The sequence below is a fragment of the Actinomadura fulvescens genome (genome assembly GCF_039533225.1).
Lineage (GTDB): Bacteria > Actinomycetota > Actinomycetes > Streptosporangiales > Streptosporangiaceae > Spirillospora > Spirillospora fulvescens.
Genome location: NZ_BAAATD010000015.1, coordinates 62,101 through 77,280 on the forward strand (window position 1 = coordinate 62,101; position 15,180 = coordinate 77,280).

At 71.9% G+C, this 15,180-nt stretch carries 13 protein-coding genes; 5 read left to right on the forward strand and 8 right to left on the reverse strand.

The features are described 5' to 3' along the window. Window positions 1-108 precede the first annotated feature (108 nt). Window positions 109-687 (reverse strand): sigma-70 family RNA polymerase sigma factor, encoded by a 579-nt coding sequence (locus tag ABD333_RS39495; protein WP_344547741.1) that lies wholly within the window; start codon window positions 685-687, stop codon window positions 109-111. 874 nt (window positions 688-1,561) lie between these two features. Here ABD333_RS39495 and ABD333_RS39500 point away from each other — a divergent pair. Further along, window positions 1,562-3,202, forward strand: coding sequence for an ATP-binding SpoIIE family protein phosphatase (locus tag ABD333_RS39500; RefSeq protein ID WP_344547742.1), 1,641 nt, complete (start codon window positions 1,562-1,564; stop codon window positions 3,200-3,202). Between the two features lie 36 nt (window positions 3,203-3,238). Here ABD333_RS39500 and ABD333_RS39505 read toward each other — a convergent pair whose 3' ends face one another. Beyond that, window positions 3,239-4,777, reverse strand: a complete 1,539-nt coding sequence (locus ABD333_RS39505) for a dolichyl-phosphate-mannose--protein mannosyltransferase (RefSeq protein ID WP_344547743.1) — start codon at window positions 4,775-4,777, stop codon at window positions 3,239-3,241. Between the two features lie 168 nt (window positions 4,778-4,945). On the opposite strand from ABD333_RS39505, the gene ABD333_RS39510 reads away from it, so the two are divergent. Both ABD333_RS39510 and ABD333_RS39515 read left to right on the forward strand, forming a co-directional pair. Then, complete coding sequence (locus ABD333_RS39510; protein ID WP_344547744.1) at window positions 4,946-5,839, forward strand: hypothetical protein; 894 nt, start codon at window positions 4,946-4,948, stop codon at window positions 5,837-5,839. 48 nt (window positions 5,840-5,887) lie between these two features. Continuing rightward, window positions 5,888-7,168, forward strand: coding sequence for a hypothetical protein (locus ABD333_RS39515; protein WP_344547745.1), 1,281 nt, complete (start codon window positions 5,888-5,890; stop codon window positions 7,166-7,168). Between the two features lie 170 nt (window positions 7,169-7,338). On the opposite strand, the gene ABD333_RS39520 is transcribed toward ABD333_RS39515, so the two are convergent. The 6 genes from ABD333_RS39520 to ABD333_RS39545 form a co-directional block, all read right to left on the reverse strand. Next, complete coding sequence (locus tag ABD333_RS39520; protein WP_344547746.1) at window positions 7,339-8,202, reverse strand: hypothetical protein; 864 nt, start codon at window positions 8,200-8,202, stop codon at window positions 7,339-7,341. A gap of 72 nt (window positions 8,203-8,274) precedes the next feature. Continuing rightward, window positions 8,275-9,732 carry a sporulation protein gene (locus ABD333_RS39525; RefSeq protein ID WP_344547747.1) on the reverse strand — a complete coding sequence of 486 codons (1,458 nt, stop codon included), beginning with the start codon at window positions 9,730-9,732 and terminating at the stop codon, window positions 8,275-8,277. Between the two features lie 174 nt (window positions 9,733-9,906). Further along, window positions 9,907-11,265: a M16 family metallopeptidase gene (locus ABD333_RS39530; protein WP_344547748.1), complete on the reverse strand. Its 1,359-nt coding sequence runs from the start codon at window positions 11,263-11,265 to the stop codon at window positions 9,907-9,909. Then, window positions 11,262-12,518 (reverse strand): M16 family metallopeptidase, encoded by a 1,257-nt coding sequence (locus ABD333_RS39535; protein WP_344547749.1) that lies wholly within the window; start codon window positions 12,516-12,518, stop codon window positions 11,262-11,264. The genes ABD333_RS39530 and ABD333_RS39535 overlap by 4 nt, the downstream gene beginning before the upstream one ends. Before the next feature lie 118 nt (window positions 12,519-12,636). Then, the gene (locus ABD333_RS39540) at window positions 12,637-13,029 is read right to left on the reverse strand and encodes an STAS domain-containing protein (protein ID WP_344547750.1); all 393 of its coding nucleotides are present in this window, start codon (window positions 13,027-13,029) and stop codon (window positions 12,637-12,639) included. Between the two features lie 109 nt (window positions 13,030-13,138). Then, a complete protein-coding gene (locus ABD333_RS39545; RefSeq protein ID WP_344547751.1) occupies window positions 13,139-13,723 on the reverse strand; it encodes an ATP-binding protein in 585 nt (194 codons plus the stop codon). A gap of 319 nt (window positions 13,724-14,042) precedes the next feature. Between ABD333_RS39545 and ABD333_RS39550 the strand changes: the two genes are divergently transcribed. Together ABD333_RS39550 and ABD333_RS39555 are read left to right on the forward strand one after the other, a co-directional pair. Beyond that, on the forward strand, window positions 14,043-14,864 hold the full coding sequence (locus ABD333_RS39550; protein ID WP_344547855.1) for a helix-turn-helix domain-containing protein: 822 nt from the start codon (window positions 14,043-14,045) through the stop codon (window positions 14,862-14,864). After that, complete coding sequence (locus tag ABD333_RS39555; RefSeq protein WP_344547752.1) at window positions 14,861-15,151, forward strand: DUF397 domain-containing protein; 291 nt, start codon at window positions 14,861-14,863, stop codon at window positions 15,149-15,151. Before ABD333_RS39550 ends, ABD333_RS39555 begins: the two co-directional genes overlap by 4 nt. Window positions 15,152-15,180 lie beyond the last annotated feature (29 nt).

The window sequence follows — 15,180 nt, forward strand, 5'->3', positions numbered from 1 at the left end:
TCCCGCGGTCACGGGGGAACCGCGGGATCACGTCCAGGGGGCCTGGGAGCCTGGGAGTCGGGGGGCGGAGCGGGGGAGCAGAGCGGGGGGAGCCGAGCCGAACGGGCGTCAGGCGGCGAGAGTGTGGTGCTCGCTCAGCGCGTCGCGCAGTTGCTTGCGGCCGCGGTGGAGGCGCGACATCACCGTGCCGATGGGGGTGCCCATCATCTCGGCGATCTCCTTGTAGGGGTAACCCTCGACGTCGGCGAGGTAGACCGCGTCCCGGAAGTCCTTGGGCAGGCGGCGCAGCGCGGTCACGACCTCGGAGTCGGGCATGCGGTCGAGCGCCTCGGACTCCGCCGACCGGAAGCCGGCCGAATTCGCCTCGGCGTGCGCGATCTGCCACTCCTCCAGCTCCTCGGAACCGGCGCGCATCGGCTCGCGCTGACGCTTGCGGTAGGTGTTGATGAAGTTGTTGGTGAGGATGCGGTGCAGCCAGGCCTTGAGGTTCGTGCCTTCCTGGAACTGGTGGAAGTTGACGTAGGCCTTGGCGAGGGTCTCCTGAAGAAGGTCCTCGGCGTCGGCGCTGTTGCGCGTCATGCGGACGGCACTGGCGTACAGCGGGGCGACGTAAGGAAGGACGTCGCGCTCGTAGCGCTCGGGGTCCGTGCAGGTCTGGGTGGTCGAGCGGGCGTTTCGGACAGGCATGGTGACTGCGGTCATCATCGCTTCCCGTAGGTCATGACCCGGCGGGCCGGTTGACTCCGCGCGCGGTGGCGCGCGGCCGGGCGGATCAGGCCGCCCCCCGTTGTGAGATACGTTCCACCGCTCCCGACGAGTTCGAAACCGGCTTATGGCGCGGGTGCCGCGCAGCCGGCGCGGGGGTCGGGGGCCCGGCCGTTCGTGGAGGGTTCGGCCGAGGGGAGTGCGGACCGCCGGAGCCAGGGCGACCCCGGTGTCCGGGACGTCGCGGGCATGACATGGTCGGGCGCATCCCACTCATCGGTGGTGTTCCCTAGGAGTTAAGACGCTTGGGACGGCCCGAAAGGTTGCGTGGCGTCGGTCACATTAAGCCCGTGCGCCGACAGACCGGCGGTTACCCGCTGGTATAGCGCATGGTCGGCCGGTCCTATTCCGCTCGGACGGCCGAAAGCCCCGACCGGTGGAGGCGGTCGGGGCCTTCGGGGTCCGGGGAGGATCACGTACGCGGGCGGCGTGATCCTCTGCCCAGGAGAATCGGCTGTCAATGTGCCGGTCGCACTCTTTGCCGCATCTGGTCAATGCCCGGCCTTTCGTGCGCCGGTGCGCTAGGGGGCCGCCGCCCGCCGGGGGACCGGCCAGTTCGTCAGAGTGCCAGCGCTGGGCTCTCACGCGAGGTAACGTTTTCTTTACCACGGGTTGTCGGGACATGAGACCGAAGACCGCCCAGAGAGAGGTCCGTGAGCCGCGCGCCTGCGGGACAAACCTGCGGGACAAAGCCGTGCGCCACCGTGCGGGCCGCGCCCAGACCCGACCCTGCGGGGCAAGCTCGACCGCGCTCAATCACCACGAACTGGAGACGATGGCTGTGCGGGAGCGGTTCATGTTTCTCGGCGAGGCCGGTCAGCGGATCGGCCGTTCACTCGATCATCTGCAGGCCTCACGGGCGCTCGCGGAGGTTCTGGTACCCCGGCTGGCCGACTTCGCGGCCGTGGAACTGCTGGAACGGGTCGCGACCGCCGACTGCGGGCCGGCGCCGCACGTGGTCGACGACACCACCCTGATGCGCCGGGTCGCGGTCGTGCACGACGGCGAGCCCGGCCGCTGGGACGACGCCATGCCCGAGGGGGAGGCCTCGTTCCTGCCTGACGACTCCCCGTTCGCCGAGGCGATGCGCACCGGGCGGTCCGTGCACGTGGCGCGGGCCGGTCGCGAGCCGGCGCGGACGACCGCCGCGCCGTTCCCCCTCCGGGAGTCGCGGCCACTGGTCGCCGGAAGCACGATGCTCGTCGTGCCGCTGGTCGCGCGCGGCCGGGTGCTCGGCACGTTCGAGCTGCTGCGCAAGGCCGACCGCTCGGGGTTCGACGATCTCGATCTCGCCCTCGTCGAGGAGCTGGCCCGCCGCGCGGCCCTGTGCATCGACAACGGGCGGCTCTACCGGCGCGAGGCGCAGATGGTGCAAGAGCTGCAGCGCAGCATGCTGCCCACCGAGGCACCGCGGATCGCGGGCGCGCGCGCGTGCTTCCGCTACCGGCCGGCCGGGCAGGCCGCGCAGGTCGGCGGCGACTGGTTCGACGCGATCCCGCTGCCCGGCTGCCGGCTGGGCATCGTGATCGGTGACGTGATGGGCTACGGCGTCACATCCGCGGCGATCATGGGGCAGCTGCGGACGGCCGTGCGCACGCTCGCGGCCCAGGATCCGCGCCCCGACCAGCTGCTCCGGCAGCTGGACGACGTGGCGCAGCGGCTCGGTGACGACTATGTCGCCACCTGCATGTACGCGGTGTACGACCCGGTCGACCGGCGGTGCTGGATCGCCAACGCCGGGCATCCGCCGCCCGTCCTGGTCTCGCCCTGCGGGGAGACCACGATCCTCCGGCTGCCCTCCGGTGTGCCGATCGGCGTCGGTGGCCAGCCGTTCGAGACGGTCGAGCTCTCCGTCGAGGACGGCGCCCGGCTGATCTTCTGTACCGACGGCCTGCTCGAACGCCGTGACCGCGACGTCGCGGAGGGCCTGGAGACGCTGTGCGACCACCTCGCGGGCACGAGCCGTTCGCTCGACCGCACCTGCGACGACGTCGTCGACACGCTCGCCTCCCGGTCGCCGGCCGACGACGTCGCGCTCGTCGCGGTCGCCCTCGACGGCATCCCCGAGGACCACGTCGTGGCCTGGGCTCTGGAGGCCGAGCCCAGCATGGTCCCCCGGGCCCGCGCCCAGGCCACGGCCAAGCTGCTCGACTGGGGGCTGCCCGAGCTGGTCGAGACCGTCGAGCTGCTGGTCAGCGAGCTGGTCACCAACGCGCTCGTCCACGGCGCCGGCGCCATCGGCATGCGGCTGATCAAGGGCAGCACGCTGCTGTGCGAGGTCAGCGACGACGGGCACGAACTCCCCTACCTCTGCGACGCCGACTTCACCGACGAGTCGGGACGGGGCATCCAGCTGGTCAGCCATCTCGCCGACCGCTGGGGCACCCAGCGCACCGACCTCGGCAAGGTGGTCTGGTTCGAGCACCGCCTGCCCTGACCCGCCGCCCCTCGCGGGCACCGGTCGGATCGCCGGTCAGATCCACGTGTCGAACCAGATGCGAAAACGCCAGGCGTCGTACGTGATGACCTTGGCGGTGAGGATCGGATGCAGCAGATAGAAGTTCGCCAAGACCGTCAGCACGTAGGCGCCGCTCAGAGTGGCCCCCAGCAGGCGGCGGCGCGACTCCTCGGCGGGCCCCAGCAGGAGGCCGAGGGCCAGGACGATCGCCAGCACCATGAACGGGATCATCGGCGTCGCGTAAAAGGCGAACATCGTCCGGTCGTCGGCCGCGTAGTAGAACCAGGGCAGCAGGCCCGTCCCGTATCCGAGCAGCGTGGCCCCGGCACGCCAGTCGCGGTGCACGAGCCACCAGCCCAGCAGGACGGCGAGGGCGGCGATCGCCGCCCACCAGACCGCGGGAGTGCCCACGCCGAGGATCTCGCGTGAACACTTGGCCGCGCCGCAGCCGGACGGCTCGGAGTAGTAGAACGCGACGGGCCGCCGCAGGAGCGGCCAGTCCCACGGCCACGACTGATAGCGGTGCGCGTCGTCCAACCTCGTGTGGAAGCCCATGACCTCCGCGTGGTAGTGCCAGAGGGAGCGCAGCGGTGCCGGCACGAACGAGAACGTGCCGCCCCGTCCGTCCGCCCAGTGCCGTCCCCAGCCGATGTCGGAGGCGAACCAGCCCGCCCACGACGCCACGTACGTCACCGCTGAGACGACCGCTACCGACACGAAGGCGGGAAGTGCGTCGTGGCGCAGCGCGCCCGCGACGGGGCGGTGGATTCCGGCGGCCCGGCGGGCGCCCGAGTCCCACAGGAACGTCATGACTCCGAACGCCACGACGAAGAAGACGCCGCTCCACTTCGTCCCGCACGCGAGCCCGAGGCAGACCCCGGCGCCCAGCCGCCACCACCGCATGCCGAGGCCGGGGCCATACCTCAGGTCGCCGACGCGGTCGGCCAGCCGGGCTCGCGCGATGTCGCGGTCCACGACGAGACAGCCGAACGCCGCGAGCACCCAGAACATCACGAAGATGTCGAGGATCGCGGTACGGCTCGCCACCAGGTGCAGGCCGTCCAGGGCCAGCAGCAGACCCGCGGCGGTGCCCAGCAGCGTCGAACCCGTCATGCGGCGCGCCACCCGCGCCAGGATCAGGACCGAGAGGGTCCCGACCAGCGCGGCCGCGAAGCGCCAGCCGAACGGCGTCATGCCGAACAGCCACTCGCCGCCGGCGATCATCCATTTGCCCACCGGCGGATGGGCGACGAAGCTGCCGCCGTCGGTCCAGATGCCGTCGGTGTCGCCCTTGAGGATCAGCGGGTCGGCGAGATCCTTGCCCTTGGCGTCCTTGATGGTGGAGTGCTCGACGCCGAACTTCAGGAGGGCCAGCCCGTCCTTGGCGTAGTACGTCTCGTCGAAGACGACGGCGTGCGGCTCCCCGAGCCGGTCGAAGCGGAAGAACGCGGCGAACGCGGTGACCAGGAGCGGGCCGAGCCAGCCGAGCAGCCGATGTCCCGGCCGCGGAAGGGACAGCCACGCCGCGCGTTCACCCCGGGTCATCACCGACATCCGGCCATCTTAGGGATCTTGCATGCGTGTCAGGCGTAACGGGCGTTGCGCCGTTGGTAGGAAATTGTCGCCTTAACGGCAGAATTTTGTCGGGTCCGGTCGCCGGTCAGATCGCTAGTGTCGATGGCGACGGAGGGTCCGCGCTTGGACTCTGTATCGGGGGACGAGTTGGGTGAGATTCTGACGCTGCCGGTCCCGGAGACGCTGCACGCCACGTACGCCGTCGCCCTGTCGGCCGACCCGGCCGACCCGCGCGAGCTGGCCCGCACGCAGGTCACCCTGCGCGTCGCGCCGCCGCTGCGCGATCTGGTGCTCGGCATGCTCGACAGTCCGATGCTGACGCTCGACCTGCGGCCCGCCGGCGAGTTCCCGCCGCTGCCGGCCGACCTCCTCTCCCTGTACGGCGCGAGCCCGGAGCGACTGGCCGACGTCGGTTCCGCGTCGTACGTCCTCGCCGTCCGCGCCGCCTACCGGCCGGGCCGTCCACCGGCCCACGAATGGGCGACCAGGGCCGTCGCGGGGTCGATCGGCGCGGCTCTCTCGGCGCCGGTCATCGATGTCTTCACTCCGCAGGTGCTGGCACAGGAGCACCTGTGGCGCTCGCTGCCGGGCGCCGACGGTGACACCCGCCTGACCGACTGGATGCTCCTGCCGCACACGGCGGGCACGCACGGTTTCTGGTTCACGACCAAGGGCCTGGCCAGGTTCGGCCTCCCCGAGCTGCAGACCGACCACGTGCCACCCGGTCTGGTCGAGCCGTGGGGCCGCCTGCTGAACGGGCTGGCCCGGCGTCTCCTCGATCTGTGGCTCGACGAGCTCCACGCCGGTCAGCAGCCCCTCCACGTGGAGCTCCCCGAGCTGATCTCGGTCGGCCTGCAGGACGTCGCCGCCGCGCACGGCGTCGAGGAGCCGATGCGCCGGGAGGTGACGGTCCGCCTGCGCCTGGACGAGGAGGGCCTGGACGAGGGGGCCGAGCCACTGCTGACCGTCCTCGCCGCGGACGACGGCCCCGACCGGCTGGAGTCCCTCTGCGCCGCGCTTTTCGGCACCGGCGTCTTCTGATCTCCATTCGCCTTGCGGCCTTCGCCCGCGCGACACAGGATCGGTGTTGTGAGAATCGGCCCCCGAGACAGCCCGCAGCCCGACGAGCCCGACGAGCCCGCGTCGCCCCAACACGCGTCGCCCGAACAGGCGATGCCCCATCCCGGCGACGTTCACGTGGCCGGTTACCTGGGCGAGTCCCCTGACTGGGAGCCCGTCCAGCCACGACCGGAGACCAACCCCGAGGCCCCGCCGCCTTCCCCGCCGCCGGACAACCACGAGCCGCCGCAGGCCCCCGAGCCGCCACAGGCATCTGAACCGCCGCGGCCCTACGAGCTGCCGGTGCCCGAGCCTCGGGTAGGCGAGGCCCCTGTCGCCGAGCCTCCGTTGCCAGAGCCGCCGACAGCCGGGCCGCCGCCCGCGCCGCCCGTGCCGCCCTCCGAGGAGACGTGGGCGGCGTACGAGCCGCAGCACGCGTCGGAGACACCCGCGCCGCCCGAAGGGCGGGGCGGCCCCCTGGCCAAGGACCCGCCGCCGTCGACCACCGTGCCCGATCTGCCGAGCATGCCGGCCGCACCCGCGGCACCGCGGCCGGTCGAGCGCACGTGGGTGCCGCCCACACGTCCGGCACCCGAGGTGTCGATGACCGACCCGGCCGACCGCAAGTCGGTGGTCGACACGTTCGTCGGCGGATTCTCCGGCAGCGCGATCTGGCAGGCGACACTGGCGGTGCTGGAGGGAGCGTTCCCCGGGCTCGGGCTGGCCGCGACGCTCTCGCGCCGGGCCGACGAGATGTGGCGCGCGATGGACAGCCTGCAGGACGGCGGCGCCGTCAAGCTCGGTCTCCCCGCGTGGGTCGACGAGGCGGGCATGGTGTTCGACCTCAGCGCCCACCTCAACGTCCCGGACGAACCGGCGAGCAAGCCGCGGGCCTCCTGGCCGTACGCCGGGGCGTTCGTCATCGACACGCTCGATCCGCTGCGTTACCACCGGGCGGTCGGCGGGCCGCTCGCGCCGCGCGACCAGGCACAGGCGCGGCCGCCGGCGGGGGAGGGCGACGACACGGGAGTGGTGATCGTCGCGGACCTGGCGAAGGCGCGCGTGCGGGTGCTCGACTCGGCCGCGTTGTGGCGGTACGCGGGCCAGATCGTGGTGACGACGCTCTACGACCCGCTGGTGCCGGAGACCCGGGTGCGCACCCGGCGGGCGCTGCGGGCGTTGCAGCGGGTGGTCCTCGTCGACCCGCGCCTCGGCGTCGGGCTGTGCCTACAGGTCGATATCGTGCGGACGCCCCGGTGCCTTCTCGCGTTCCGCGTGGATTCGGGCACGCCGAAGTTCGTCCGGCCCTAGGGGCTGTCTCGAAGTGGCCTTGACCACCGCGCGAGCGCGTTACCTGGCCGGTGGAGCGATGCCGAAGGCGAGCTTCACCGGGCAGATCGCGAAGCGATGTCGCGCTCGCCAATCCCGGTTAGGGGCGAGCCGCCAGGCGAGCGCCGTGGGCCGGGATTTTGAAACACAGCCTAGTCCTCCGTGCGCAGCCAGGTCAGGTCGCACTGCTGTTCGTCGGGGAGTTCGCGGAGCCGGGCCGCGAGCTCCCACGGCTCCGCGCGTTCGTCCTCGGGGAGCAGGCCGCAGAGCAGCGCGTGCGGGGTGCGCACGGCCGTGAACGCGCCGATCCGTGCCACGCCGCCGCCGCGCAGATGGGCGAGCTCGGTGAGCAGAGCGGTCAGCGCCGAGGGGTCCTGCGGGTCGTAGAGGGCCCGCACGTAGGTGAACAGCTCGTCCGACAACGCGTCGGGCTGGCGTCCGGAAAGCCGGTAGGCGGTGCCCCGGTAGCCGCCGTTGGCGGCGGGACGCGGGTCACGGACGCGGACCTGCAGGCCGTACTCGACGGCGCACCGCTCGTACGTCGCCGACAGGAGCGGCTCGGCCTCGCCCTGCTCGCTCACCAGGAGGCCGGGCACGACCCCTTCCTCGCGGGCGAGCCGGCCGAGCATCTCGCGGTGGAGCTCACCGACGACATGCTCCACCGAGTCGAGGGAGCGGGCGAGCGCGTGCTGGGCGTCGCGGTCGAGCTCGACGCCCTCCAGCTGCGCGGCGAACCTGTCGAGCTCGTGCTCGATGCGTCCGACCCGCTCACCGAGCGACGCCACCTGCTCGACCACCTCGTCGGGCGGGCCGTCGGCCGGCGGCTGCGGGATCGGGATGCCCGCGGGCTCGTTCACCCTGGCCTGCAGGACGCCGAGCTGCTTGCCCAGCTCGGTCACGTGGCCGCGCAGCTCGCGCAGCTCGGCCTGGGCACGCGGCAGCCTCTTGTCGGAGGCCAGATAGAGCTCCCGCCCGGCGATCGCCAGGCACAGCAGGACCAGGATCACAGTCGTCATGTGACTCCTCGGGGGGCGGACGTGCGCCCTTCGACCCTAACCAGCCGCGGCCGTTTTGGTGGACAAAGCGGGTCAGCCGAAAAGTCCGCCCAGCAGTCCGCCCAGAACGTCACCGATGATGCCGGCGGCCTCACCCGCGACCTCCCCGGCGACGCCGTTGGCGGCGTCCGCGACGGCCTGGCCGGCGTACTGGCCCGCCTGGTCCATCGCGAAGTTCGCGGCGGAGCCCGCGGCGTGCGCGGCGGCCTGGTCGACCCACTGGCCGACGGGCGGCCCGGCGGCCGCGTAGCCCGCGACGCCCGCCGCAGCGACACCGGCCGCCGCGACTCCACCCGCCGCGACTCCACCCGCCGCGGCCGCGGCGCCCCAGCCGGGGTGGTGGCCGGGGTGGTGGCCGTGGTAGCCGGGAGGCGGCGGTGCCGGATGCCCGTGCGCGGCGGGCGGATAGCGAACGGGCTGCGGAGGAACGGGGTGGGCCGGAGGCACGGGCGGAGCGGCGTGCGCGGCGGGCGCGTACGGGGCCGGAGCTGGAGCCGGAATGGGAGGAGGCGCGTGGCCGGGAGCCGGAGCGGGCGGCGGGAACTGACCGGGAGCGGCGGGCTGACCGTGCTGCGCGGGCGGTACGCCATACGACGGCGCCGGCGCCGGGCCCGGCGCCGGATACGGGGCAGGGCCGCCGGGAGGCGGCGGCAGGGGCGCACCGTGCGGAGGCGTGCCGGAGAAGCCGGGACTCCGCGCGGCACCGCGCGAGCGGGCCGCGGCCTTGTCGAGCCACTTGGAGATCTCGGCGGGCCAGTCGGTCTCGGCCGCCTCCTTGTGCTCGCACTTGAACCGGCCGAACGTCTCGTCGGGCGAGCCGCTGCCGCCCCGGCGGTCGGCCTCCAGCACGAAGGCGACGCTGCCGGGCGAGGCGACGAAGCTCAGCCCGACCTCGCCGATGCGGTCGCGGTACTGCTGCGGCGGCGCGAGCTGGATCTCCTGGTAGAAGGGCAGCTGCTGGGCGACCCCGCGCAGCTTGCTCTGCTCGAACGCGACTTTCCTGATCTTGAAGCCGAGCTGGGCGATGGCGGCCAGCACCCACTGCTGCGACTCCAGCGGCTCGACCGAGATCGGGTCGATGTCGCCGGGGTCGGGCACGCCGACGGTGTCGACCTCGGTGCACAGCCCGATGGTGAAGCCGGGCAGCTCGCGGCCGAGCACGGTCGTGAACGGCAGCTCGTACGGGAGCGGGATCGAGAACGCGAGGTCGCGCTGGGCACCCGCCTCCAGCCGGAACGCTCGGGTGAGCGCGCCGCGGTAGACCTCCGGGCCGGCGTTCTGGCCGCCGTAACCGTTGTCCATGCGCGGCATCAGCGCGATCGTCACGTGCCGTACGTCCACGGCGGTGCTGCCGCCGCGGAGGTGGACCTTCCCGGCCACCGCGCCGCCGGGGCGGGCGTGCGGCGCCGACAGGATCGTGTCGACCGTGGGCGCTCCGGCGGGACCGCCAGGACCACCGAATCCGCCCGGCATCTGCTGCCCGTAGGACACTGGCCGTTCCCCTCTCACGCGCACGCGCGGGGTCGCTCCCCGCGAAACGTCAGACGCACACCACCATGCCAGCGGTTGCCCCTATCCCGCAGCCCCCACCCACCACCCATTAAGGGACAAACTGCGTTTGGCCGTCTTGCCTGCAGCCCCACCACGACCATTACGCCCGAAGCATCACTCTTTGGCGGTGACGGAGACGGGCGCGTAGCCGATGGCCTCCAGGGGCTCGCGGATCTGCTCGGCGTCGCCGACTACGATGACGGTCAGCTTCTCCGGGTCGACGTGCGTGGCGTAGGCCTCGGCGACGCTTTCCGGCGTCGTGGCCCGTACCGCCTCCAGGTAGCGGCGCGGGTAGTCGGGCCCGAGGCCGCTCGCGTACGCGTCGGCGAACTCGGCGGCGACCGAGCGGGCCGTCTCGTACTCGGCGGGTGCCCGGTCGGCCAGCGCTCGCACGGACGAGCCGCACTCGTCCGCGCTGACACCTCGGGAGATCACGCCGCGCAGTTCGGTGAGCGCGTCGGACACCGCGTCCGCGGTCACCTCGGTGTGCACCGAGCCCTGCGTGATGAACAGCCCGCAGTGGCGCATGCGCAGCAGCCCGGCGCGCACGCCGTAGGTGTAGCCCTTCTCCTCGCGCAGCACCGCGTTGAGGCGCGAGGTGAGCCCGCCGCCCAGGACGTGCGAGACCACGGTGAGGTCGGCCCAGTCGGGGTGGGAACGGTTGGGCACGCCGTGGGCGATGCTCATGTAGGACTGGACCGAGCCGGGACGGTCGACGACGACGATGCGCGGACCGGCCGTGGGCTCGATGGCGTCGGGTGCTTGCAGGCCGTCGCCCGCCGAGGTCCAGCCGTCGAGCGCGCTCGCGAGCGCGGCGTCCGCGTCGATGCCCGACAGGTCGCCCGCGACGACGGCGGTCGCCTCGGCGGGGACCGCCGAGCCGAAGAACGCGCGCACGTCCGCGCCGGTGAGCGCGGCGATCGACTCCTTCGTGCCGCCGGTCGGCCGGGAGCTGCGCGCCGCCGCCGGGAACATCACCGCGCGCAGCTCGCGCGCGGCGCGGCTGCTGGGCTCGGCGTCATCCTGCGCGATCTCTTCGAGCCGCTCGTTGACCAGCCGGGCCACGTCCGCGTCGGCCAGCGCCGGCTGGCGGATGACCGCCGAGAAGAGCTCCAGTGCCTCGCCGAGGCGGGTCACCGGGGCGTCCAGCGCGATCCGCAGCGCGGTCAGGTCGGCCGAGGCGTAGAGGCTGGCGCCGAGGCGTTCGAACGCGGCGGTCAGCGTGGTCCCGCCGCCCGGCTCGGTGCCTTCGAGCAGCGCCCGGGCGGCGAGCGTCGCGACACCGTCCTTGCCGGTGGGCTCGCGGCTCGCGCCCGCGTCCAGCACGAGCCGCACGGCCGCGAGCCGGCGGCCCGGCAGATCGCAGCGCAGCGTGCCAGGCCCGCCGGGGACGCGGCCCTCGGCGCCGGCCGGGAACGACCAGGCCGGGACCGGCCCGGGCACCGGACGGGGCTGCAGGGTCAGGCCGCTCACTTGGTACCTCCGTAGGTGAGGGCGGTGCGGGCGCCCGGCGCCAGCCAGCGGCCCGCCATCTCGGTGATCTCGTCGGCGGTGACCGCGGCGGCGCGCTTGGGCGCGGTGAAGACGCGCGCCGGGTCGCCGAACTGCGTCGCGTTGGCCGACAGCGCGTTGGCCAGGCCGGTCACCGTCTCGGTCTGCTCCAGGAAGCCGCGTTCGGCCTGCGCGGTCGCGCGCGCCGTCTCGTCGGCGTCGGGGCCGTCGGCGGCGAAGCGCGCCAGCTCCTCGTCCAGGACCGCGGCGATCTTCTCGACGTCCGGGCCGATCGCGTCGACGATGGCCAGCGACGGGCCGTGCGCGAGCCGGGTGACGCCGGCCCAGACCTCGGTGGCGATCTGCTCGCGCCGCACCATCCGGTCGTACAGCCGGGAGCCGGAGCCGCCGCCCAGGATCTCCACGGCCAGCTCCGCCGCCTCGATGTCGTTGCCGCCGTCGGACGGCAGCGGGAACATCGCGAAGTAGGCGGGAGAGGGGACCTCCTCGTCGACCGGCTCGATCCGGACGCCGTCGAGGGGGCCGAGGTCGCCGGGGCGCGCGGCGGGCACCCGCGGACCTGCCGGCAGACCGCCGAAGTAGCGCTCGATCGCGGCGAGGGTCTCCTCGGCGTCGACGTCGCCCACGACCGACAACACCGCGTTGCCCGGCGCGTACCAGGTGGCGAAGAAGTCGGTGCAGTCTTCGAGCGTGGTCGCGTCGAGGTCTTCCATCGACCCGATCGGCGTGTGGGCGTAGGGGTGGCCCGACGGGAACGTCAGCGCGCACAGCTGCTCGAACGCGGTGCCGTAGGGCTGGTTGTCGTAGCGCTGGCGGCGCTCGTTCTTCACGACGTCGCGCTGGTTGTCGAGATTGGCCTGGGTGAGCGCGGCGGGCAGCGTGCCCATCCGGTCGGCCTCCAGCCAGAGCGCCAGCTCCAGATGGCTGACCGGCACCGTCTCGTAGTAGTTGGTGCGCTCGAACGACGTGCTGGCGTTGAACGTGGCGCCCGCGCTCTCCAGCAACCCGGCGTGCTCGCCCTCGGCGACGTTGGCCGAGCCCTGGAACATCAGGTGCTCGAAGAGGTGGGCGAGCCCGGTCCGGCCGGCCCGCTCGTGCCGCGAGCCGACGCCGTACCAGATGTTCACGGCGGCCAGTGGTACGACATGGTCCTCGCAGACCACCACGCGCAGGCCATTGCCGAGCGTGTGCTCATGCAGCGGCTGTTCTGCCACGGAGCGCTCCCGTCCGTTCGGTGTTAGCACCGCACGCGACCTCGGTGACGGGGGCCTGACGGCGGGCTTGATCTCTGTTCACCGTACCGGGTGCGGGACCCTCCGAGCGCGGGTCCGCTCAGGTGGCGGGACGCGAGTTGGGTCCGGGGGTGTCACCGGCCCGCTGCGCGGCCTCGTGAGCGGCGACGGCGTCGTCCAGCGAACGGTGCAGCACGAAGATCTTCGTGAGCTGGGTGACGTGGAAGACGCGGCGGACTCGGTCGTTCACGCCCATGAACGACATCGAGCCGTCGCGGGCGCGCAGGCGGTGGTAGATGCCGACCAGGACACCGAGGCCCGTGGAGTCGAGGAACGTGACGTCGCCGAGGTCGACCACCAGATGCAGGCCGCCGGTCTCGATGATGTCGAGCAGCATCTCCCGCAGCCGGGGGCTGGTGAACACGTCGATCTCGCCGCTGATCTTGACGACGGTGAGGTCTCTCTCGGCCCGATGCTCGACGGCGAATTCCACCGGTTCTCCTGGCTCCTGTCGTAGCTTCTGGGTCTCCGCCTCTTACCCTCGGGACCGCGTGTTATCCGTAATTGCCCGGGTCATCTGTGCGCGCGTGACGGAAGGCCGGTCAGGGGGTACGGAAGAGCGCCCAGACGACCTTGCCGCCGGGCAGTCCGCGCCAGCCCCAGCGCGCGCAAAAGGAATCGACGAGGTGCAGGCCCCGTCCGGTCTCGGCGATGTAGTCGGGTTGTTTGCGGCGTGGTGCGGCGGTGCTCGCGTCCAGGATTCCGCACAGCAGCCAGGGCGCCTCATAAAGGAGCCGCAGCCGGATCGCGGTCGGGGCGGAGCGCATCGGGTCGGAGAGACGGCCGTAGGTGTCACTGCTACGGCCACTGTGTCGTAGCGCGTTGGTGACGAGTTCCGAGACCACCAGCCCGACGTCGTCGCTGAGCGCGGCCATGTTCCACGCCCTCAGCCTGGAGAGCGTGAAGTGGCGGGCCTCGGTGACCGATTCGGGTTCGGGGAGGACGGTGAACGAGACGGTGCAGCCGGCGGGTCCGACGAGCGCGCGGAGCGCCGCTTCCAGGCGTTCGGGCAGGTCGAAGGACTCGGGTATGGGTGTCGAGTGCACGGCATGGTCCTGTGCTCCGGCCGGCCCCACGACGGGGCCCAGCCCCCACCGCGTGTCGTCGTGCGCCTGGCGTGACGTCATTTCCCGGGACCCCGCAAAGTGATCTCGTTGTGCAGCCGTGGCTCGGAAGTCTCGTGCGTTATCCTGCGCATCGTAGCGTGCGAATGCAAGGCCCAATGCACGTGCATCCGCGCGGGAATCTGCTCAGGACTCCAGCGGGGGCGGGGTCCTGTGGCACGACTCCTATGCATGAACGGAGGTAGCGGCAGGACAAGTAGGCCAGTGGCACACTGTGTTAGATTTCCCGGCTCCGCCGGGGAAGTTCGCTGTCCGCCATTTAGCCGGGAGGTTGGGCGTGACTCCAGAGACGCCGGGAACCGGGTCGACGGTCCGTCGGATCCTGCTCGGCTCACAGCTTCGTCGCCTGCGTGAGGCGAAGGGTGTGAGCCGTCAGGAGGCCGGCTACGTCATCCGGGCGTCGGAGTCCAAGATCAGCCGCCTGGAGCTGGGGCGGGTCAGCTTCAAAGAACGTGACGTGGACGACCTGCTCACGTTGTACGGAGTCGCCGACAGGGAAGAACGTGAGGCGCTGCTCCAGCTCGCCCGCGACGCCAACACCCCGGGCTGGTGGCACCGTTACAACGACGTGCTCCCCCACTGGTTCCAGACCTATGTCGGACTGGAGGAGGCGGCCACGCTGATCCGTACCTACGAGCTGCAGTTCGTTCCGGGACTGCTGCAGTCGGAGGGGTACGCCCGCGCGGTGATCCGGCTGGGCAACGCCGGCGCCACCGAGCACGAGATCGACCAGCGCGTCGAGCTGCGCCTGCAGCGGCAGGAGCGGCTCACCGGCCCGAACGCACCGCGGCTTTGGGCCGTGCTGGACGAAGGGGCCCTCAAACGACCCATCGGGGGTCCCGAGGTGATGCGGGGCCAGTTCGAGCACCTCATCACCATGAGCAAGCTCCCCAACGTCACCATCCAGGTCATGCCGTTCCGGTTCGGCGGCCATGCCGCCGAGGGCGGGGCCTTCACGATCCTGCGCTTTCCCGAGCAGGACCTGCCCGACGTGGTCTACGTCGAGAACCTCACCGGTGCGATGTACCTGGACAAGCGCGATGACGTCGACACCTATCTGCAGGCGATGGAACGCCTGTGCGTCGACAGCGCGACCCCGGAGCGCACCGTCGAGATTCTTGGTGATCTTCTCAGAGAGACATGATGCTCAAGACCGAAAACGGCCATGACAGGGCCGGACGGGACAACTACTACGACAACGGGACACCGGCGACCAAGCTCCGTGGAGCACGCTGGCTGAAGTCCCGGCGAAGCAACTCCCAGGGAAATTGCGTCGAGATCGCCGAACTGCCCGGCGGGCAGGTGGCGATGCGCAACTCCCGGCATCCCGAGGGCCCGGCCCTCATCTACACCCGTCCGGAGATCGAGGCGCTCATCCTCGGTGCGAAGGACGGCGACTTCGACGACCTGATCGCTCCTAGCAACAACTGACGGACAACAAGTCGTACGACACCCAGACG